Here is a 20,353-nt window from a genome sequence, read left to right on the forward strand (position 1 = left end):
GGCCCAAATCCGGCTTAGCTATGCGAGGGCCGACCTCCAATCCTAAGAGAGCAGTTGCTCCCCCGGTACCCCTCCCGGCTGGCCGCAGAATAGTAATCCCGCCATGGCATTGCCTGTCGCCCCGTGCCCGCCAATCGTCTCCAGAAACAGCTGTCTCGCTTGGCTATACCGCTGCGAGACGTCTCACTGGTTCTATCGACTGCCGCGATTGTGCGTCTCATAATATGTCTTGCAATGGGCGGGTCGTAGGTCTAGACCTTTCGAGACGGACGCGATGAGCGTCGGATTGAAGGTGTCGAGATGGCATTAGTTGGATATGCGCGAGTTTCCTCAACGGGGCAGTCTCTGGAGGTTCAGCTAGAGAAGCTCACGGAGGCAGGTTGTGAGGAGATATTTGCAGAGAAGCGTTCCGGTACAACCAGGGCTGAACGGGTGGAACTGGAGGCCGCCTTGCGGTTCGTTCGGAAAGGCGATGTGTTGCTAGTCTCGAAGCTCGACAGGCTGGCGCGATCCGTCAATGACCTGTCGTCTATCGTCGCAGACCTCGACAGGCGCGGGGTGGGCTTCAAAGTTATGGATCAGGCTATAGACACGACAACGTCCAACGGCCGATTGATGCTGAACATGCTCGCAGCCTTCGCCGAGTTTGAGACGGACCTGCGGGCCGAACGCCAACGAGATGGGATTGAGAAGGCTAAGGCTGAAGGGCGCTACACGGGCCGCCCCGCGACGATCAAACGGGACGCCGTCAGGTCGCTCAGGGCTGAGGGGCTGGGGCCAAGCGAGATTGCCAAGCGCCTTGGGATAGGCCGGGCGTCGGTCTATCGCCTTTTGGAGATCGTGGACTAAAGCTGCGCCGCCGAACAGCGCCGGGAGAGCCATTTTCCTGGCCGCTGCGTGGCCCTGTTTGTGTCTCGCTTGTACGGAGGCGGAGAAAGGTGGGCTGGGCCTCGGTGGTGCTAGCCCCGGACCTCACGACCGTCACGATTTTTGTGGCGGTGACATTGTCGCCCGATCCCAATCTCTCACCCGAGGGTCGCCAGTTTGGTGAAACTGCCGGACAAGACCGACGATTTCGCGGAAGTCAGCATTCTCCTCCGCCAACCGGCTGCAGTTAGCCCAGTCAACTGTCTCGCGTTGTCGAGCTGGGATGAGAACTTGGCTCTCAGGTGGGTTGTCAGCGTCGAGCTTTATGACCCCGATACCGTGCAGCGCTGAGAGCATCCGAAGTTCTCTGATCGTCTCTGCTCCCTGGATTGTCGTGGCAACGAGATATCCAAAGTTTGCCCACGAGGAGTTCGAGACAGCTTGGAAATAGGCGGCTCTCACGTTGGATCGATTGAGCAGGAGCTTGACCTCGAATGACCACAGCCGCGCTTTCTGGCCAGAGGCCTCATTCACAAGCTGCTTAACTTCAATCTGCCAGTCGCGCGTGAGATCCTCCATGCCGACCAAATCTGGGAAAAGCCACTGATTGCCCTGTGGTCCTCTCGCATTTGACGAGCGCTTTTCATCGACGCGGCGGCTGAGAACTCCAAATTCGGAAGCCAAGAAGACCGACAACAAGGGGTAGAGGTCATGCTCTCGACGGCTTGTTTCTTCGCTGTCGGCCGGCGTTGTTGGCTCGGCTAGAGGCCCCTCGGCCTGTCTAACTTCTGCTTCATCCGAAGTATCGGACCAATAATATAAGCGAGGCCTGTCTTCGGTCGTCTTGATCTGAGAATGGCGCTGCTGAATGGCCGGGCGGTTAGCCCCAATCTCGGCTACTAGCTGCTGCCGAAGGTCTTCCTCGGTCTGGAGAACGGAGCTGCGGCGAAGCTTGTCCGACGTGGCTTCTGGATAGGTGGCGATGATCCACTGCGCGATCTCTCGCGCTTTGAACCTCTGACCTGGATTGTCCCTCAGGCATTGAGCGACGGCTTGATTGAGTTTCATCAGTTTCCCGAACAGGTGAACGCTGCCCGATTGCCCAGGCCAACTCATGAGAGGGTCGATATCGGCCCTTGTGTACGCGATGCTTAAACAGACCTCTCTCGAATGAGAAGGATGGTTTCCTACCGCGTTCGCGTCCGTTCGTTTTTCCACCGTCCCATGTTTTGATACCCTCTCGCATAGAGGCATCTCGCTATCTCTGCCGTCCGCTTTGCGGGGGCTTACGTAAAGGCCATGATCGCGAGACGGAGCAATCCTGAGGGAGCTCGGCAATAGCCGGGTCGCGATCACCGGGTACACTCACCAGACGCGCGATCTTCTCAAGGTCAGGTTTCTCAAGGTGTCCGGCTCATCGCTGCATCTATTTCCGAGGAGATAGGAAGCAGGGAGCCGGGCAGCCTACCGACAACACATCAAACTCAGGTCAGATATGGGCAGGGGTAGGGGGCTTGGTGAGGACTGTGGGGAACGGTGCCGACCGTCGATGCGGCACCAGCGGAGCGTTAGACAACCTCAGAGCCAACCCTAGTGACCAGCCTACCCCAGGAGCGAAAGCTGTCAGGCCACAGGGGCCATCCCCTCGGTATCCATAAGGCCTCTCTCCCGAGTTTTAGATAGATAGAGTGAAAAGGCTCCCTCAAAAAACAATCTGTCCGTGTCGCTGAAGGTAGACGCTCTGGCTGTTTCTAGTGACTGCAGTAGGCCCCCCAGCGCAAAGAACAGCGCGTCTTCTTGCTCCGATCCAGAACTTGCTTGGTCCAGTCCGTCGGTCAGGGCTCCGATTGCCAAGCTGAAGTTGGAAGGCTTAGGTCTGCCTCGGCCTGCGACAACGTCGGGAATGTCTCTCCAGAGCTTTGCAACAAGCGCGTTGGAGAGCATCGCTGCGTCGAGGCTCCGTCCGGGTATGATTGTTCTTTCGATGGAGTTCTGCACCATCACCGCGACTGTGCTTCGACGGAAAAACATAAGGCTACCTGCTCAATCCCAAGCTGACGATCACAGCTAGCGGAATTAAAGCAGCCTATTATTGGGTCGTAAATGCCGTGGCCGCAAAGGCCGCATGCTCAGACACATTCCTCATGTCGAGGGTATCCGGGGCAAGTGACGAAACTGGAGCGCTACAGCGCATCGGCTCGGTCATTCGCGAATGCCGTCGCGAGACGCATCTGTCTCAGGAGGCGCTAGCCGATGCCGCTGGGATCGACCGTTCGCATATGGGCAAGATCGAGCGGGGGGAGCGAAACGTGACCCTGCTTAACCTTATTCGGATCGCCGGGGCGCTGGGCCGTCTCCCGTCCACCTTGATGGCGCAGGCGGATTTGTAGCGGGCGCGGACCTGACGACCGGTGGGATTTTTTTGGCCGCTGGGGCGGCTTGTTCGGCTCTGGGTAGCCCACCCCCGGCAGGGGCGTTTGGAGCCCTGAGCGGCCCGAAAACGGGGCTCCGCGTAGGCCGTTAGCTTCGTCCGGTAGCAAAGACGCGAGATGCCCTGCTGACGTCACGTCTCAAACCGAGGTATTTTTTCGAGCTGAGCCGATAAATAAGGCATTTCCCGTTCGCCGTAGCTGCGGCCTTCCGTGCCGTCAGCATGGCCTGGGAATGCATCGCGGGCCTCCTCCTTCATGCCATGGGTACGGCCGAGTGTTTTGAAGAGATGCCTCCAGCCGTGGTTCGGCTGAACGTTAGGGTCCGTCACACCGACTTCGCGCACCCACTTCGCCAGACGCTCACCGACCTTCTTAGAGTGTGGATTTGCGGCTGATCCTCCCCGTGAGAGAGCAGGGTTATAGAAGATGGGCGCATCAGCCGCTGCCTTTGCGACGGCCGGGAAGCCTTGCTCCACAAGGTGGGAATGCAAGGGCACCATACGCGCCTCATTCCCTTTCTGGCTCCCGGCCTCAGGCGTGATCCGCAAAGTCCAAATCGCTCCGACCAAGGTGACGTCCCTTCCCCTAAGCTGAGCGATTTCGCCCACTCTTGCGCCGGTATAAGCGCAGAGCCACGGCACCCATCTTCGAGCTAACGCATGGTGTGTACTGATCTTAGACCCCGAGCCCGAAAGGGTCGCGCTGAGGATCATCTTTGCCTCGGCTGGCGTGAGGCTCTTCCCTCGCAGCTTCGGCGGCTTAGGAACACGCACCTTAACGGTGGTGATGGGATTAGCGGTGATCCGGCCCTCTTCAAGAGCCCAACTAAACGTCGCTTTTACAGCAGCGAGATAAACGTCTTTGATCGTGCGGGGACTTAGCGCGCCGTTTTCGCGCCCTCCATCGCTCAAGCCGCGCCGCCAAGATCGTACGCTCTCCGCATCAACTTTTGTCGCGTCGTCGTGGCCGAGATGTGCAACGAAGTCGCGGATCACCGCTTGCCAACGCTTGATCGTCGCTGGCTTCAGCCCGGCGTCATTGGCGTAGCCCTGGAAGAGCGAAGTGATGGAAGGATGTGAGGGCAAGCCGACAAGGAGCGCCTTCACATAGCCCGAACTCTGTAAGGCTCCCTGATCCCAGTCTGCCTGCCTAGCAGTGGCCCTTCTCTGCTTGATTTCAGGACTGCCGAACTCTTCGTCAGGTATCAAATCCCGCAGCGCCGCCTCGGCACGTGACAGCTGATCGCGCGGCCCGCGAAGCCGGTTGAGGATTGTTTCTCGATCCCTTTCGCGATCCTGTACCGCGCAGTCTTCATAGAAGCTTTGGAGTTCCCGCGCGCGCATATCATGTAGGTCAGCCTCAAACCGCTCCTCCTCCGCGTTAGTAGAAGGGATCAAAGCAGGCGGCTTGCCATCGTCGAAAAGCGCCTGAGCTTCCCTTATCGCGTTGTCAGTTTCTACGGCCTTCCGATGGCAGCGGGTCTTCGCTTCGGCCCTGTCCTTGGTACCTAAGGAAAAGCGCCATTCGGTTCGCGGCTTGCCGGTGGCCGTACGAAAATACGGCCGCAAATGCTCAGGCACAGATCGCCGGAACGCATAGACGGCGCGGTCTGAGTTCAGGTAGCTGCACATAAAGCCTCCAGTGTTACGATCGTAACACCCAGCTGAGAAATGCGCTTGTTTTCTTTGGCTTTCCTAGGTCGATCAATGACCTAGAAGACGGTGGCGGAGAGGGTGGGATTCGAACCCACGGTACCCGTAAAGGCACGCCGCATTTCGAGTGCGGTACATTCGACCACTCTGCCACCTCTCCGCGGGGCCGTAGTGCGCTTGGTCGACAGCGAGCGGCTTCTCTAATGGGGTGAGGCCCGCGCCGCAAGCGGGTCTGGACGATTTTCCGTCTAGCGAAGCGCAGGCAGGGCGAGGCCCGGGGCCTGGCCGTCGCGGGGGCCGGCGCCGGTGAAGCGGAACAGCTCCGCCGGCCGGCCCCCGGTGCCGGTGGAGAGGCGGCCGGTGGGCTCGACAAGGCCCGTTCGTTCGACGCCGCGGCGGAAGTTCTGCTTGTGCAGGTTCAGGCCCACGACGGCCTCCGCGGCGGCCTGGAGGGCGGAGAGGGTGAAGGTGTCCGGTGTCAGCTCGAACAGGACAGGGCGATAGCGCAGCTTGCTGCGGAGGCGGCCCAAGCCGGTCGCCAGGATGCGACGGTGGTCGGAGGCCATGGGACGATCCGACAGGTCGAGCGGCGCGGCGTCGTCGCGGTCGCGGGCGGCCTCGGCGACCAGACCGGCTTCGTAGAGCAACTCGTAGCGTTCCAGGACGCGGGTCTCGTCCCAGCGGGCCGAAGGCGACGTGGCGAACAGGGCTTCGATGCGTTCGACACGACGCGGGTCGCCGTCGGCCCAGGCGGTCAGGGCTTCGACGATCGGGGCGGCCGCCGCAACGCGGCGGTCCTCCCAGGGGAAGATTTCGAGCGCCGGGGTCCAGCGGGCGCCGGGCGGGGCCATGTCGACGGCGTCGGCGGTCAGGGCGAGGTAGCCGACCGAGACCTCGCGCTGGCGATCAGGTCCTGGGGTGGGACGCGGCGCGGCGCGGCCCGCGTCGCCGAAGGTGTAAAGCTGTTCGACGAATCCGAGGCCGAAGCCGGTCTGGGCCGTCACGAAGGATCGCAGGGCGCGTTCGAATGTGCGATCCTCGGCGGGGTCGAACGGGCCGAAGGGCAAAGCCAATTCGTGCTCGGGGGTCTCGGTGGTGAGGACGCACAGGCGGCCGGAGCGCAGGGCCATGACGACGGCGGACAGGCCGATCCGGACCCCATGCTCTCCGCCCCAACGCATGCCGCTATTCCGTGTGCCAGGCGTCGGCGGCGGGCAGGATGCCCACAGCCTCGGCGAGGATGCGATAGCGCTCGAGGTAGCGCTGCTGGGCGATCGGGGGGGGCAGGGGATCGATGACGAGGTCGTAGCCGGGGGGCGGGGCGCCGAAGAAGCCGAGCGCTTCGGTTTCGCTGAAGCCGGCCAGCTGAGTGGCTTCGAAGAAGGCGCAGGCCCGGTCGGCGCTCTTGATCAGCTTCTTGATCGGCTGGGGCGTCTTGGGCGGCAGGCCGAAGCGCACGTGGATGGCGTCTTCCAGCCGAGCCTCGAAGGATTTGTAGCTGACGCCCAGGGCCGCCTTGAAGGGCGAGATCATGTCGCCGATGACGTACTCCGAGGCGTCGTGGAGCAGGGCGGCGAGACGCCATTTGGGCTCCAGTCCCGGCTTGATGTGGGCGGCGATCTCCTCGACGACGCAGGAGTGCTGGGCGACCGAGAAGGCGTGCTCGCCGAGGGTCTGGCCGTTCCAGCGGGCCACGCGGGCCAGGCCGTGTGCGATGTCCTCGATCTCGATGTCGAACGGCGAGGGATCCAGCAGATCGAGGCGTCGGCCCGAGAGCATCCGCTGCCAGGCCCGGGGAGCGGGTGTCTTGGAAGCGCGAGGGGAGGGGGCAGAGGCCAAGGCGGTGATCCAGACGGCGAACGGCAGGTCAGGTGACCCATCCCGGCGGCCGGATCAAGCGTCAGTGCGCCTATTCGCCGACGTTCAGGGTCACCAGATCCTTGGCGGAATCGAAGACCCCGTCCGAGTTGCGGTCCTTTGCGCGGACGGTGGCGATGACGATGGGGCCGCCGACCGGACCCCGCGCCTCGTAGCCGACCAGGCGCCAGCCGTCGTCGGCGGGGCGGGAATCGGTCAGCATATAGGTGCGGCGGGTGGCCTCGCCGGGAGCGCGTGTGCGGATCTCGGCGGCGTTGTCATGGGCCTGGATGCTGACGCTCTCGTCGGAGGAGGCCATTTCGACATTCTGGCTGCTGTCGTCGGCATTGATGTGGAAGCCGGCGATGTTGACGCTGGCCTTGTCGCCGTCGGCGTCGATGCGGACGCCGGGGAGGCGGACGCGGGCCCGGTCGCCATCGGCCTGGATGTTTACGCCGGGGGCGCTGACCGAGGCGCGGTCGCCGGCGGCGTCCGCGGCGGCGGCGGCGGTGTCAGCCTCTGTCGCGGCGATATCGGCCTGGACCTGGGCGTTGTCGGCGGCGGTCTGGGCGGCGGCCGCATCGGCGGAGGCGCGGAGTTCGGCCGTGGTGTGCGGCATGTCGGCGGACAGGGTGCTCTCGAACCGCTGCAGGACGGCGTCCACGGTCTGGTCGCTGACGGTGATCAGCTGCAGCGAGACCTCGGCGCCGCGCGGGCCGCTGTAGAGGCAGGTCGCGCCGCCGGCGTGAGCGGTGCCCTTGCGGGTGAGGACGCCGATCGCCTCAGGGCATTGCAGGGTGTTGACGACCTTCAGGATGCCCTTGGCGTCCGTATCGGTCGTGGTCGACGAGATCCGCACGGAATCGCCGTCGCAGGCCGCCGTCATCAGGCAGGCTGTGCAGATGGAGGCGAGAAGCAGTCGCATCAACAGGGTTCCTCTTCAGGCCTTCATCTTGAACAGCATCCGATACTATTCCAGTGAAATCGCGGTAATCGATCTGACGATATCTGTCCGCCGAATGACGCGATTGCGTCTTTTCTCAAACTCCGGGGCGCGAGCCTTCGCGACGATTGAGGAAGGCCAGGCGCTCGAACAGGTGGACGTCCTGTTCGTTCTTGAGAAGGGCGCCGTGGAGGGGAGGGATCAGCTTGTTGGGGCTGGTCTCACGCAGGGTTTCGGGCTGAACATCGTCGACCATCAGCAGCTTCAGCCAGTCCAGCAGTTCGGAGGTGGACGGCTTCTTCTTCAGGCCCGGCGTGTCGCGGATCTCGTAGAAGGTCTTGAGCGCCTCGGAGACCAGGCGCGGTTTGATGCCCGGGAAGTGGACCTCGACGATCGCCTTCATCGTCTCGTCGTCGGGGAAGCGGATGTAGTGGAAGAAGCAGCGGCGCAGGAAGGCGTCGGGCAGCTCCTTCTCGTTGTTCGAGGTGATGACGACGATGGGGCGGACGGCGGCGCGGATCGTCTCGTCGGTCTCGTGGACGTAGAACTCCATACGGTCGAGCTCCTGGAGGAGGTCGTTGGGGAACTCGATATCGGCCTTGTCGATCTCGTCGATCAGCAGGATGGGGCGGACATCGGAGGTGAAGGCCTCCCACAGCTTGCCGGGCTTGAGGTAGTTGCGGACGTCGTGGACCCGCTCCTCGCCGAGTTGCGAGTCGCGCAGACGGCTGACGGCGTCGTATTCGTAGAGACCGTTGTGGGCCTTGGTCGTCGATTTGATGTGCCAGGTGATCAGGGGAGCGTTCAGCGCCCGCGCCATCTCATAGGCGAGGACGGTCTTGCCGGTGCCGGGCTCGCCCTTGATCAGCAGAGGCCGCTCGAGGGCGACGGCGGCGTTGACCGCGATCTTAAGGTCCTGGGTGGCGATATAGTTCGAGGTGCCCTCGAACCGGTCTTGCGGCCGCGACATCGGATGCTCCGTGGTTTCGAGAACCACGACTACCGAGGGCGCGGCCGGTTAACAACGATCAGTTTCAGGTGATCCGCTTGGCCGACACCGGGTCCGAGGCGGGGAAGGTCTCGTCGATGCCCTCATCGATCAGAGCTTCCTGACGGTCTTCGGCGTCGCCGTGCTTTTCGTTCAACTGGTCGGGCTTGCCTTCCAGACGGTCCGCGCGACGGGCGTGCGGGGTGTCGACGTCGTGGTCCGGATCGCGCGGCTTGCCGGTGGGTTGGGTCGAGTCAGTCATTTTTCCTCTCCTTCCGGGCCGTAGCCCAGGTCTTCGATGTCGTCGTCCGACAGGGTCTTGGCCTCCCAGTGAGCGGCCGAGGCCTGGGCCCCGCGCGCGTCTTCCATCAGGCCGGAATAGACGAGTTCGACTTCGCCCTCGCCGGGCTCGTCGGCGCCGAGATCGAGTTCATTGATGCGGGCGCCGTCCGCGCCGTACAGGGCGTCGGCGTCGGGTTCGACCCCGTCCGCGCTGAGCGTATCGTCGAGGTCCTGATCGTCCTCGTCGAACTCATCCTCGTCGGCGTCGCCGTCGGCGGTGGTGACGTCGAGCACGTCAGGCATTTCCTCGAAAGTCTTGAACTCGTTGGTGACGCCGCCGGTTTCGGAGGCGTCGTTGTTGTCCTCGTCGAACGCTTCGGACTGGTCGATATCGGGCATGGGAGCCTCCCTGTTGTGAAGGTTCAACGTCGGGGCGGGGAGGGGCGTTCCGGGTGTCGGACAGCGGACATCGCTCCTCCGCTGCGAACGGGTTGGGGAAGTCGACGGAGCCTGGGCGGTCGCCCGGAACCGAGATGGCCCCCTGCTTTCGCGTTACGGGGACCGATGAATGTTTTTCGGCTCGCGCCGAAGGCTCCGTCCCCGACCGGGTCCGCGAGCGTCGCCCAGCGGGTGTACGGACACCCCGGGAGGGGTCCGCATCATCGCCTCGGCGAGGATTGACCACAGGTCCCGGGTCCTTTGGACCCTCAGGCGATAGGCCCGCGACGGGCGGCGGGCTCAGGCCCGCCGGGCTCCGAGGTTTCACGCCCCTCGGACAACCCCGCTACGATCGGCCCGCCGCACGTCCGGGTCCTGGGCCCAGGACGCCTTCCCCAACGACGGGATGGGAAAGAGTGTACGCCCGGTTTGAGGGGCGCCTGCGATAATGGGCTTAAATGGAGCCGGGCGTTGAATTCGCTGGACGAATTCGGGCATTCGTTGATGGGTATCGACGCTTGGACCCTCTCCCGGCGGGAGAGGGCTTGAGGTTCGGAGAGCGGAGCGATCCGCAAACCCGAAAGGGTGAGGGGCTGGTGTCGAAGTCGGCGTGAGCCGTGGCAGTGCGACGGCTTACGCCGAAGGACAGGTTGACCCCTCACCCTTTCGCGCAAGTCTGAGCGCCTGACGGCTCTCAGAGGGTTACTTAATCTCCGCCTCCAGCGCGGCCCTGACCTCCGCGATGGCTCTCGGCCAGCCGTCGAAGCCGCCGGTCGCGAAGGTGCGGACGCGGGGGTAGAAGGGATAGTGGTCGGTGTTCAGGAGGTGCCAGTCGTCGGGCGCATGGATGAGCCAGGTGCGGGCGCCTGAGGCGGCGGCCATGTTGGTGCCGGCGATGCCCGGGCCGATGACCAGGTCGAGCGCATTGGACAGGGCGGCGAGGTCGTCCAGGTCGTCCTTCAGGTTCATCGGCGGGGTCCAGATCTTCACCCCGGCGGCCTCGGCGGCGGCGAGGTCCTCGGTGACATCGCCGCACTGAAGGTTGACCATGACGCAGCCGGGCGCGGTCAGGACCGGCTTCCAGCGTTCGAAGCTGGAGAAGTAGCGGGCGCGGACGCCGGTCAGGACCAGCGACTTCCAGTGCAGGCCGACCTTGAGGCCGGGGCCGAGGCCCTCGAGTTCCGACTTCCAGCGGGCGACCTTGGCCGGGTCGGGAACCAGGTAGCCGTCGCGGTCGGGGAAGTCGGAAATGTCCTGGCGGTAGACGGTGCAGAGGCTGGCCATCGGGATCCAGCAGTCGGCCTTACCCTCCGTCTCGCCGATCTCCTCCATGAAGGGGCAGTAGCGGGTCAGGCGGCCTTCGAGGCGGACGGCGCGGTGGCCGCCGACGACGGCGGTCGGGAAGCTGCGCTGGTAGAGGTCGACGAGGCGGGGTTCGACGGCGATGAAGACCTTGCCGTCCGGACCCACGGCGTCGATGACATCGGGCAGGCAGGCGCCGAAGACCATCTCGTCGGCGATGCCCTGTTCGCCGACGACCAGCAGGCGTTTGCCACGGATCTCTTCGGTCTCCGGATCCCAGCGCGGGGCGTCGACGACGACGTGCATCGCCTCGGGCATTTCGGGGTCGAGGCGGACCTCGTATTCCTCGAAGCCTTCCTTGAGTCGGCCCATGCCCATCAGGGTCATGGCCTTGGCCATGCGCATCATGGCGTGTTCGTAGGGGGTCTCGGCGCCCTTCAGGGCCTCGTTGAGGTCGTCCAGCGCCCGGGCGGGCTCGCCCAGAGGCTGGAGGGCGTTGGCGCGGTTGTAGCGGGCCTTGGCGAAGGTCGGATCGAGACGCAGGGACTCGTTGAAGAAGGTCAGGGATTCGCGCATCTGGCCCTGGTCGCTGAGGACGGTGCCCAGGGTGTTCCAGAGGGTCGGATTGGTCTGTTCGATCTGGATCAGGTCGCGCAGGGCGTCGATCGCCTCCTGATAACGTTTCTGGTCGCGCAGGACGCAGGCGAGGTTGTTGGTGCCCTCGATATGGCCGGGCTCCACGGCCAGGAATTTGCGTAGCAGCTTCTCGGCGATGTCGAGATGGCCCAGGCGCTGGGCCAGACGGGCCAGGTCGTGGGCGATGTTGGCGTCCTCGGGCAGGATGCGCAGGGCGGCGTCGTAGGCGTTCAGCGCCTCCGACAGATGGCCCGACTTCTCGCGACAGATGGCCAGGACGTGCCAGGCGAGGCCGTTCTGTTCGTCGACCTGAAGGATGGCCAGGGCGCGACGGGCGCCCGCGTCATAGTCGCCGACGCGGATGGAGGCGACAGCGGCCTTCAGCTGTTCGAGGGTCTTCTTCTGCGCCTTGAGGTTGGGACCCTTCCTGTCGGCGAGGGCGTGCGACAGGCGACGGATCGCGGCGGGGGAGGCGGCGTCTCCGGCCGCCCCCTGAGCCATCGGCATGTGGCCGAGCGCCAGTTCGGAAGGGGTGGAATCGACGACGGGCATGCGGGGTCTCGAACGAGAATGAGGGCGCGTTAAGGGTGAATACGGCCATGCTCCAGAACACATGGTTAACCACGGCTGTTTAGGCTGCGTCAGTCACCGCTCGGCTATGTCAGGCCCAGCCGGACGCCAGGGAGGGCGCTCATGCCGTTGAAGCTGTCTTTGAAGCCGGGGGAGAAGTTCGTCCTGAACGGCGCCGTCGTGCAGAACGGCGACCGCCGCGGCGTGTTGATCCTGCAGAACAAGGCCTCGGTCCTGCGCGAGAAGGACATCATGCAGGTCGAGGAGGTCACGACCCCGGCCAAGCGCATCTATTTCCCGGTCATGATGATGTACCTGGACGAGAGCGCCGCGCCCAAGGTCTATGACGAGTTCGTCACCCGCCTGACCGAGTTCATGAGCGCGACGCGCAACCCCGAGATCATGATGGAGTGCGTGCAGACGTCCAAACACGTCATGTCGCGCGAATACTACAAGGCGCTGATGAGCGCGCGGAAGATCGTCGACTACGAGGAAAGCCTGACCTGATGCTGAAGGCCTACGCCCAGACGTCGAACCGGACCGAGACGCCGCGCGAGATGGAGTACCGGCTGTTCGGCCAGGTCACGCGCGCCCTGATGCACGCCGCGACCGTCGACAAGTCGGACGTGAAGACCCGGATCGACGCTTTGGACTGGAACCGCCGCCTCTGGTCGGTGCTGGCCACCGACTGCTCGGACAGCGACAACCAGCTGAACAATCCGCTGAAGGCGCAGATCATCTCGATCAGCTTGTTCGTCGGACGCCACTCCTCGGCCGTGATGCGCGGCGAGGAAGATTTCGAGACCCTGATCGACATCAACCGCTCGATCATGCAGGGCCTGGCGCCCCAGGGTCAGCAGGCGGCCTGAGACCGCCCTCAGTGGGCAAAGTGCGGCGCTGACCGGCGAGAAATTGCCGAGCGCCGCCGCCGCCAGAGAACTTTCTCCATTCTTTCAATCTGATCGGCCCGGCGCGGTCCTTGCGAGACCGCGCGCAGGACCAGAACCGGTTCATCGGCCAGAAGGCCGTCACCCCGACCAGAATGGAAGGAATTCACCATGGCCAACTCGGTCAACACCAACCTCGGCGCGATGGTCGCGCTGCAAAACCTGAACGCCACCAACGCCGATCTGGCGATGACCCAGACCCGCATCAACACCGGGAAAAAGGTCTCCAACGCCAAGGACAACGGGGCCATCTGGGCGATCGCCCAGGGCCAACGAGCCGATATCGGTGCGTTGAACGCGGTCAAAACCTCGCTCGACCGCGGTATTTCGGCGGTGGACGTGAGCCTGGCGGCCGGCGAGAGCATCTCTGATCTCTTGCTGCAACTGAAGGAGAAGGCACTGGCGGCGACCGACAAGTCGCTGTCGACGGCATCGAGGAAAGCGCTGAACGAAGACTTCAAAGCCATCCGCGACCAGATCAACACGGTTGCCGCAAACGCCGACTTCAACGGGGTCAACCTTCTGAAGACGGGCGCGACCGGCTTCCAGGCTCTGGCCAATGCGGCGGGCACCGCCTCCATGACGGTCACCCCCGAGGTGCTGTCGCTGGGGTCGACGAACGTCACCGTCGCCGCGACCACGACCATCGGGACCTCGACCCTGGCCACCACGGCCCTGGGTCTGGTGAACGCCTCCATCGACAACGTGTCCTCCGCGCTGGCGCGTCTGGGTACGAAGTCGAAGGCCCTGGAGACCCATCGCACCTTCGTCGGCAAGCTGACGGACGCGCTGGAATCGGGGGTCGGCAATCTGGTGGACGCCGATCTGGCGAAGGAAAGCGCCAAGCTCCAGTCGCTGCAGACGAAGCAGCAGCTGGGCGTGCAGGCGCTGGGCATCGCCAACCAGTCGCCGCAGATCCTTCTGTCGCTGTTCCGCTCGTAAGAGCGACGCCGGGGAGCCAAGGCTCCCCGGCGTTCTTGTTCGTCGAAGAGCGCTACCGCTCGACGCGCGGCGTCTCGCGCCTGAGCGCGGGATCACGAAATGCGGAGGGGGCCTTTGCGGAAGGGCCGAAGCGACCCTACCTTGAAGGTCCTGTTCAACAGTCGAAAGGAGGTGATCAAGTGATCTCATTGTCCCAAACCCGTACGGTGACCGAAGCTTGGTCCTCCCACGAGGTCCGGGCCTGATTACTTCCTTTGCGCGCTGACGCCCCTTCGGGCTGCCTGAGCGCAGAGTCAGGCTGAGTTATCGGTCAGGCCGTACGCGGTCCGACAATGGGGCCCGCCGGAGCAATCCGGCGGGCCTTTTTGCTTGAGGGCGCTACCGCTCGGCTCGCGGAGCCTCGCTGCTTGAGCGCGAACTACGAGAACAGCCCCTGCACCCAGTGGCCGGCCTGGACGAACCAGTCGGCGCTGGCGAGAAAGAGGCGGGAGATCAGCTCCCAAGCGGCCCAGACGAAGATGCAGAACCCGGCGACCCCGACCCAGGCGGCGCCGATCAGGACGCCGTCGCGCTGCATCAGGCCGAAGCCGAACAGGGCGACGAAAAGCGACGGGAACAGGTTGCCGCCGAAGATGGGCAGCATGACGATGACGGTCAGAAGGCTGGAGACGACGCCGATCAGAACCTCCGCGACCTCGCCGCTCAGGAAGCTGAAGCGGGGTCTGGACAGCCGCTCGATGAACAGCAGGGGTTTCCTCACCTTGCCGATCGTGGCGCGGTAGTTGTCGCGCGGCAGGCTCGAGTTTAGAGCCCACCTCGGCATCCAGAGCTGGTCGCGGCGGATGACCAGCTGAAGGCAGATCAGCAGCATCGGCGCGCCCAGGATGGTGGTCGATCCTGGTATGGGGGAGGCGATGGCGTTGATCAGACCGAAGAAGACCATCATGGCCCCGAAGCCGCGTTCCCCGAACGCATTGACCAGCTCGCCCAGATAGAGCTTCGGGTCTGCCTTGGCGCCGATGTCGTCCAGCACCTGGGAGAAGGGCCGCGTGTCGCTCTGATAGTCGTAGTCTGGCATCAGGCACGGGCTCGGCGAGGTGTGAAAGCCATCTAGCCACGACCCTGCGTCGCCGCCACTTAACAATGCGACAGAACTAGAAAATCCCGGTGATCCAGCCGAACCCGGCGCTGAAACCGGCGACGACCAGTTTCCAGGCGAGGATCAAAACCGCCACTGTCACGCCCGTCATGATCCAGCCCAGCAGGACGGCCAGACCGTCGCGCTGCATGATGCCGAGCGAGAAGAAGCCGATCGCTATGGCCGGAATCAGGTTGCCGCCGAAGACCGGAAGAACGAGGACGGCGGAGAGGATCAGACAGGCCAGGCCGATCAGACCCTGACCCAGGCGGCCGGTGAGGAAATAGAGGCGCGGGCGCGACAGGGCCTCGGAGAACCGGATGACCTTCATCAAACGGCCGCTGAGGGTTCGAAAGGTTTCGCGTTTGACCGAGGCGCGGGCCAGCCAGTTCGGAAGCCAGAGACTGTCGCGGCCCCAGGCCAGTTCGGCGGACACGAACAGAAGCGGCGCGCCGGTCAGGGTGGTGCCCCCGGGCGGCCAGGGGAGCAGGTTGACGACGGCGAACAGGAGCATGACGGCGCCGAACGCCCGGTCCCCGAACGCCTGCACGATCTCGCCGAGGTAGAGCTTTTCGCCGCCATGGGCTCCCAGCCGCTCCAGGGTGTCGGAGAAGCGGCGGGGACGACCGGTCGAGGTCTCCGTGAAGCTCACGGCGCGAGCCTGGAGCGGAACCGCGTCGGTTTCGAGTGGATCAATCCTCGACGTGCTCGGGCTTGCCCTTGCGCTTGGTATGGGCGAAGTCCTCGAGCTGCTTCTCAGTCATGGACTCCGCCATCTGTTTCGAGGCGCCCTTGAGCTTCGACTTGGGCGTGTCGCCTCGCTTGGCGGACAGGGCGGACAGGGCGGCCCCGGCGGCTTTCTGCTGGGCTGCGGATTTGGCGGGCATGGTTCAGTCTCCTTCCGGAGTTCCAACCGTTCGCCGCCGAGGGGGTTCCTACGACCCCAGCAGCTCCCGCCCGATCAGGAAGCGGCGGATCTCGTTGGTGCCGGCTCCGATGTCGTAAAGCTTGGCGTCGCGGACGAGGCGTTCGACGGGCCACTCCTTGGTGTAGCCCGCGCCGCCGAGGGCCTGGACGGCTTCCAACGAGACCTTCACGGCGTTCTCGGAGGCCAGAAGAATCGCGCCGGCGGCGTCGTAGCGGGTGGTCTTGCCGGCGTCGCAGGCCTTGGCCACGGCGTAGACGTAGGTGCGGGCGGAGTTGAGGGCGACGTACATGTCGGCGACCTTGGCCTGCATTAGCTGGAAGGAGCCGATGGCCTTGCCGAACTGCTTGCGCTCACGGACGTAGGGCAGGACGACGTCGAGGGCCGCCTGCATGATGCCCAAGGGACCGCCCGACAGGACGGTGCGCTCGTAGTCGAGCCCCGACATGAGGACGCCGGCGCCGCCGCCTACAGGACCCATGACGTTCTCTTCCGGGACCTCGCAGTCTTCGAACACCAGTTCGGCCGTGTCGGAGCCGCGCATGCCCATCTTGTCGAGCTTCTTGGAGACGCTGAAGCCCTTCATTCCCTTCTCGATCAGGAAGGTGGTGACGCCGCCGTTGCCTTCGCCCGTGCGGGCATAGACGACCAGGGTGTCGGCGGTCGGGGAGTTGGTGATCCAGAATTTGGTCCCGTTCAGGACGTAGCGGTCGCCCTTCTTCTCGGCCCGGGTCCGCATGGACATGACGTCGGAGCCGGAGCCGGCCTCGGACATGGCGAGCGAGCCCAGGTGTTCGCCGGAGATCAGTTTGGGCAGGTATTTCTGCTTCTGCTCAGGGTTGCCCCAACGGCGGATCTGGTTGACGCACAGGTTGGAGTGGGCGCCGTAGGAGAGACCGATCGAGGCGGAGGCGCGGGAAACTTCTTCCATCGCCACGACGTGTTCGAGATAGCCCATGCCGAGGCCGCCGTACTCTTCCTCGACCGTGATGCCGTGCAGGCCCAGTTCGCCCATCTCGGGCCACAGGTCGCGGGCGAAGGTGTTGGTCTCGTCGATCTCGGCGGCGCGCGGGGCCAAGCGGTCGGCGGCCCAGCGGGCGGTGGTCTCGCGGATCATGTCGGCGTTCTCGCCGAGGCCGAAATCCATCGATTGGGGTGCGTTCGGAATGCTCATGGCGAGCGAGGTAGCACGATCCCCTGTCGGCTGGGGAGGGGTGTCAGTCCCCGCCCGGCAGGCCGAACTTGCGGTACAGGTTCACCGAGGAGACGCCGACGCAGGCCAGGCCGATCAGGGCCAGGACCCAGCCGATGATGGTCAGGTCGCCGCCGCCCGACTGTTCCGCCGCACGGCGGAAGGCCGCCATCGAGGCGCCGAAGGACACCAGGCCCACGCCGCCCATGAAGATGAAGGGTCCGGTCTCGCTCCAGTCGAACTTGGCCGGGGCTTCGAACTCGATCTCGTGGCGCAAAATCGATCCTCCCCCGGTCAGGGTCAGGTCCTCGCCGAAGAGGTTGTTCTCTGAGCCGTCGGGTTCGTCGCGCGGCTCGGGAGTCCACAAGGGACGTTCGAAGGCGGGCTCGGGCGCGTCCTCCAGCGGGGTCAGGACCAGTTCGGCGATCGGCGCCGCGTCGACCTGGGCGGCGAAGTAGGGCGGGCGTTCGATGCGGAGGGGCTCCACCCAGGTCTCGACCTCGGTCGGGGCGGCCTCGGCGAAGACGGGGGCGGTCTCCGTTTCGAAAGCGGCGCCTTCGCTGGGCGCCGGTTCGACCTCCGGCGGCGGGGCGGCCTCCGGTTCAGGCAGGGCGACTTCGGCCACGGCGTGGGCGATCGAGACGGGGTCGGGCTGGATCGGCTCCTCGACGGGCGTCGCCGGACGCAGATAGGGGAGGGGACCCACCATGACCGAGTTGTACGGCGCATACCGTGCGGCGGCCCAGGCGGAGCCTTCGACCGGTGCAGGCGGAGCGGGCGGCAGGGCGTCTTCCGCGACGACCTCTGGGGCCGAGTCGTCGGTCGCTTCGTCAGCAGGCGTCGTTTCGGCGACGACGGCTTCATCGTCGGCTTCCGGCGAGGGCTGATCGGCCTTGGCGGTGACACCCTCTTCGGGCGCTAGGGCGGCCTCTTCGAACGCAGGAGCCTCGGCGGGCGGATTGTCGTTGGACGGCGAGGGCGCCTCGACCGTCCCGGGCGCGATCGTCTCGGCGTCGGCCAACGAGGTCTCGCCCTGAACGAGGCGGGCGGGGGCTTCGCCGAGCAGGGCCGCGACGGCGGCGCCGCGCACGTCCATCGGCTCCGCATGGGCGGCGGAAGTTTCGGCTACAGGCTGGAAGGCGATCTCGACCGCCGGCTTGTCGGCGGTCGCCTCGAGGGGCTGGCCGACGCCGGGCGGGGGCAGGGGGGCGCTGAGGAGGTCGGACAGGGCGACGGGCGCGCCCGGATTGGCCACGAACAGGGCGCGCTCAGCGGCGCGACGGCGCAGGGCCGTTTCCGGCAGGGCAGGCTCGGGCCAACCCATCATGGCGTCGGCGGCCTCGCCCGGCGATCCGGCGTTCAGGCGCCTGCAAACGTCGGACGCGACGAACTCGTCGACCCCGACCGAGAAGGCGAAGCTGACCAGGGCGTCGAACTGATGCTGGTTCAGCGCGGCGGGGACGGTCTCGTTCACCGACTTCTCGACCGGCAGGAGATCGTAGCGCAGCAGGAGTTCGGCGTCGGCTTCCGACACCGTGGCGCCTTCGCGCGCGGAGACAGTGTGGCCGTAGCCGATGACCCAGCCGCCCTCCTCGCGCTGGATCGCTCGGGGGCGGAAACCCTCGAAACTCTTGATCAGGACGATCCCCTCGCGGGAGACCTTCAGGTTCTGTCTGGCGGCGTCGGACAACGGAAATGACCCAAATCGAGACAGGGCGCGGTCGCCCCACAGGGGAGCGAGCAAACACCGCGCCGGTCGAACTCGTTTCTACAGCAGGACGAGGGTCGCGAGGCCGAGGAAGATGAGGAACCCAAAGAAATCCGTCGTCGCCGTGACGAAGACGGCCGAGGAAACGGCCGGGTCGAACTTCAGCTTGGACAGGGTCAGAGGGGTCAGCACCCCAACGGTGGCGGCCACGATCAGGTTCAGAACCATGGCGGTCCCGATGACCAGACCGATCTTCCAGTTCTCGTCCCGGAACCAGAGGGCCGTCGCCAGGCCGATCAGGGGGGCCAGGATCAGGCCGTTGGCCATGCCGACGACCAGTTCGCGCACGAAGGTGCGGGGCGCGTTCGAACTGTTCAACTCGCGGGTGGCGAGGGCGCGCACGGTGACGGTCAGGGCCTGGGTGCCCGCGTTGCCGCCGATGGCCGAGACGATCGGCATCAGGATGGCCAAGGCGACGATCTGCTGGATCGTGCCTTCAAACCAGCCGATGACGCTGGCGCCGATGACGGCGGTGAACAGATTGATGGCCAGCCAAGGCACGCGGCCGCGCACGATTTCGGGCACCGAAGAGCCGCGGTCCTCGTCGGAGACGCCGGCGAGGCGCAGGATGTCCTCGCGGTTCTCTTCCTGGATGATGTTGACGATGTCATCGACCGTGATCTGGCCGACTAGCCGTCCGGCCGCGTCGATGACGGGCGCCGAGATCAGGTGGTATTTCTCGAAGACGTAGGCGACCTCTTCCTGATCGGTGTCGGCGGCGATTTCGTTGACCGGCTCCATCAGGTCCAGGAGCTTCACCGAACGGGCGGCGCGCAGAAGACCCGAGATTGGGATCCCGCCGACGGGGCGGTTCAGCGGATCGACGACATAGATGTCGAAGAAGAGTTCGGGCAGGTCCTCGCCTTGGGCGCGGACGTGGTCGATGGTGTCGCCGACGGTCCAGAACTGGGGCGCGGCCATGACCTCGCGCTGCATCAGGCGGCCGGCGGTGTCCTCGGCGTAGCCCAGGGAGCTCTCGATGGCGGCGCGGTCGGTCGCCGGCATGGCGGCCAGAACCTGTTCGCGCTGATCGTCTTCCAGGTCCTCGACCACAGCGGCGGCGTCGTCGGAATCCAGTTCCTGAAGCGCCTCGGCCAAGGTGGCGTTGGGGACGCGCTCCAGCACTTCCTCACGGATGCCGTCGTCGAGTTCGGGCAGGGTGTCGGCCAGTAGCTCGGGCGGCAGCCACAAGACCACCACGGCGCGATGCTCGGCCGTCAGGAAGCCCATCAGATCGGCGACATCTGCGGGATGCAGATCTTCGAGCAGGGACCGAAGGCGAATGCCGTCGCCGTCGTCGGCGGCGTCGACCACCTTCTCGACGAAGGACGCCGTCAGGACATAGTCCTCGTCGAGCGCTTCGTGGTCTTCGATGACGTCGGGATCGAGAGCAGCGGTGCGTTCGCTCATGGAGTCGCCCCCCTCTCTCGATGTGAATCAGCCGATCGCGCCGATTGTATCCCTTGTGCAGGAT

Annotated in this window: 20 protein-coding genes and 1 tRNA gene; 5 read left to right on the forward strand and 16 right to left on the reverse strand. The window is 64.9% G+C overall.

Annotation, left to right across the window (positions count from 1 at the left end):
* The first annotated feature begins 300 nt into the window (after positions 1-300).
* Positions 301-849 carry a recombinase family protein gene (locus O5O43_RS04225; RefSeq protein WP_271085674.1) on the forward strand — a complete coding sequence of 183 codons (549 nt, stop codon included), beginning with the start codon at positions 301-303 and terminating at the stop codon, positions 847-849.
* A 132-nt stretch (positions 850-981) separates the two neighbouring features.
* Here the strand turns inward: O5O43_RS04225 and O5O43_RS04230 are convergent, their stop codons facing one another.
* Positions 982-1,935, reverse strand: coding sequence for a hypothetical protein (locus O5O43_RS04230; protein WP_271085675.1), 954 nt, complete (start codon positions 1,933-1,935; stop codon positions 982-984).
* 1,076 nt (positions 1,936-3,011) lie between these two features.
* On the opposite strand from O5O43_RS04230, the gene O5O43_RS04235 reads away from it, so the two are divergent.
* The gene (locus O5O43_RS04235) at positions 3,012-3,257 is read left to right on the forward strand and encodes a helix-turn-helix transcriptional regulator (protein ID WP_271085676.1); all 246 of its coding nucleotides are present in this window, start codon (positions 3,012-3,014) and stop codon (positions 3,255-3,257) included.
* 173 nt (positions 3,258-3,430) lie between these two features.
* Here the strand turns inward: O5O43_RS04235 and O5O43_RS04240 are convergent, their stop codons facing one another.
* The 9 genes from O5O43_RS04240 to O5O43_RS04280 form a co-directional block, all read right to left on the reverse strand.
* Positions 3,431-4,930 carry a DUF6538 domain-containing protein gene (locus O5O43_RS04240; RefSeq protein WP_271085677.1) on the reverse strand — a complete coding sequence of 500 codons (1,500 nt, stop codon included), beginning with the start codon at positions 4,928-4,930 and terminating at the stop codon, positions 3,431-3,433.
* A gap of 91 nt (positions 4,931-5,021) precedes the next feature.
* A tRNA-Ser gene (locus O5O43_RS04245) sits at positions 5,022-5,111 on the reverse strand.
* Positions 5,112-5,199: 88 nt separating this feature from the next.
* Complete coding sequence (locus tag O5O43_RS04250; RefSeq protein ID WP_271085678.1) at positions 5,200-6,132, reverse strand: NAD regulator; 933 nt, start codon at positions 6,130-6,132, stop codon at positions 5,200-5,202.
* 4 nt (positions 6,133-6,136) lie between these two features.
* The gene (locus O5O43_RS04255) at positions 6,137-6,730 is read right to left on the reverse strand and encodes an HD family hydrolase (protein WP_271086380.1); all 594 of its coding nucleotides are present in this window, start codon (positions 6,728-6,730) and stop codon (positions 6,137-6,139) included.
* A 130-nt stretch (positions 6,731-6,860) separates the two neighbouring features.
* The gene (locus tag O5O43_RS04260) at positions 6,861-7,733 is read right to left on the reverse strand and encodes a methyltransferase type 11 (RefSeq protein ID WP_271085679.1); all 873 of its coding nucleotides are present in this window, start codon (positions 7,731-7,733) and stop codon (positions 6,861-6,863) included.
* A 115-nt stretch (positions 7,734-7,848) separates the two neighbouring features.
* Positions 7,849-8,721: a MoxR family ATPase gene (locus O5O43_RS04265; RefSeq protein ID WP_271085680.1), complete on the reverse strand. Its 873-nt coding sequence runs from the start codon at positions 8,719-8,721 to the stop codon at positions 7,849-7,851.
* A 64-nt stretch (positions 8,722-8,785) separates the two neighbouring features.
* Positions 8,786-9,001 carry a hypothetical protein gene (locus tag O5O43_RS04270; protein WP_271085681.1) on the reverse strand — a complete coding sequence of 72 codons (216 nt, stop codon included), beginning with the start codon at positions 8,999-9,001 and terminating at the stop codon, positions 8,786-8,788.
* Positions 8,998-9,420, reverse strand: coding sequence for a hypothetical protein (locus O5O43_RS04275; RefSeq protein WP_271085682.1), 423 nt, complete (start codon positions 9,418-9,420; stop codon positions 8,998-9,000). The genes O5O43_RS04270 and O5O43_RS04275 overlap by 4 nt, the downstream gene beginning before the upstream one ends.
* Before the next feature lie 741 nt (positions 9,421-10,161).
* Positions 10,162-11,949: a tetratricopeptide repeat protein gene (locus O5O43_RS04280; RefSeq protein WP_271085683.1), complete on the reverse strand. Its 1,788-nt coding sequence runs from the start codon at positions 11,947-11,949 to the stop codon at positions 10,162-10,164.
* A gap of 141 nt (positions 11,950-12,090) precedes the next feature.
* Here O5O43_RS04280 and flbT point away from each other — a divergent pair, with 141 nt between their 5' ends.
* The 3 genes from flbT to O5O43_RS04295 all read left to right on the forward strand — a co-directional run bounded on the left by flbT (position 12,091) and on the right by O5O43_RS04295 (position 13,856).
* Positions 12,091-12,474, forward strand: a complete 384-nt coding sequence (gene flbT / locus O5O43_RS04285; RefSeq protein WP_271085684.1) for a flagellar biosynthesis repressor FlbT — start codon at positions 12,091-12,093, stop codon at positions 12,472-12,474.
* Positions 12,471-12,836 (forward strand): flagellar biosynthesis regulator FlaF, encoded by a 366-nt coding sequence (gene flaF, locus O5O43_RS04290; protein ID WP_271086381.1) that lies wholly within the window; start codon positions 12,471-12,473, stop codon positions 12,834-12,836. The genes flbT and flaF overlap by 4 nt, the downstream gene beginning before the upstream one ends.
* Before the next feature lie 189 nt (positions 12,837-13,025).
* Positions 13,026-13,856 carry a flagellin gene (locus O5O43_RS04295; RefSeq protein ID WP_271085685.1) on the forward strand — a complete coding sequence of 277 codons (831 nt, stop codon included), beginning with the start codon at positions 13,026-13,028 and terminating at the stop codon, positions 13,854-13,856.
* 418 nt (positions 13,857-14,274) lie between these two features.
* Here O5O43_RS04295 and O5O43_RS04300 read toward each other — a convergent pair whose 3' ends face one another.
* From O5O43_RS04300 to mgtE, 6 genes are all read right to left on the reverse strand, one after another.
* Complete coding sequence (locus O5O43_RS04300) at positions 14,275-14,934, reverse strand: exopolysaccharide biosynthesis protein (protein WP_271085686.1); 660 nt, start codon at positions 14,932-14,934, stop codon at positions 14,275-14,277.
* 76 nt (positions 14,935-15,010) lie between these two features.
* Positions 15,011-15,646 carry an exopolysaccharide biosynthesis protein gene (locus O5O43_RS04305; RefSeq protein WP_271085687.1) on the reverse strand — a complete coding sequence of 212 codons (636 nt, stop codon included), beginning with the start codon at positions 15,644-15,646 and terminating at the stop codon, positions 15,011-15,013.
* 40 nt (positions 15,647-15,686) lie between these two features.
* Positions 15,687-15,881, reverse strand: coding sequence for a DUF3008 family protein (locus tag O5O43_RS04310; protein WP_271085688.1), 195 nt, complete (start codon positions 15,879-15,881; stop codon positions 15,687-15,689).
* 48 nt (positions 15,882-15,929) lie between these two features.
* Positions 15,930-17,093, reverse strand: coding sequence for an isovaleryl-CoA dehydrogenase (locus O5O43_RS04315; protein WP_271085689.1), 1,164 nt, complete (start codon positions 17,091-17,093; stop codon positions 15,930-15,932).
* 43 nt (positions 17,094-17,136) lie between these two features.
* Positions 17,137-18,801 (reverse strand): glycoside hydrolase family protein, encoded by a 1,665-nt coding sequence (locus tag O5O43_RS04320; RefSeq protein WP_271085690.1) that lies wholly within the window; start codon positions 18,799-18,801, stop codon positions 17,137-17,139.
* A gap of 78 nt (positions 18,802-18,879) precedes the next feature.
* Positions 18,880-20,289 (reverse strand): magnesium transporter, encoded by a 1,410-nt coding sequence (mgtE, locus tag O5O43_RS04325; RefSeq protein ID WP_271085691.1) that lies wholly within the window; start codon positions 20,287-20,289, stop codon positions 18,880-18,882.
* Between the last annotated feature and the right edge of the window lie 64 nt (positions 20,290-20,353).

Source organism: Brevundimonas sp. NIBR11 (assembly GCF_027912535.1).
GTDB lineage: Bacteria > Pseudomonadota > Alphaproteobacteria > Caulobacterales > Caulobacteraceae > Brevundimonas.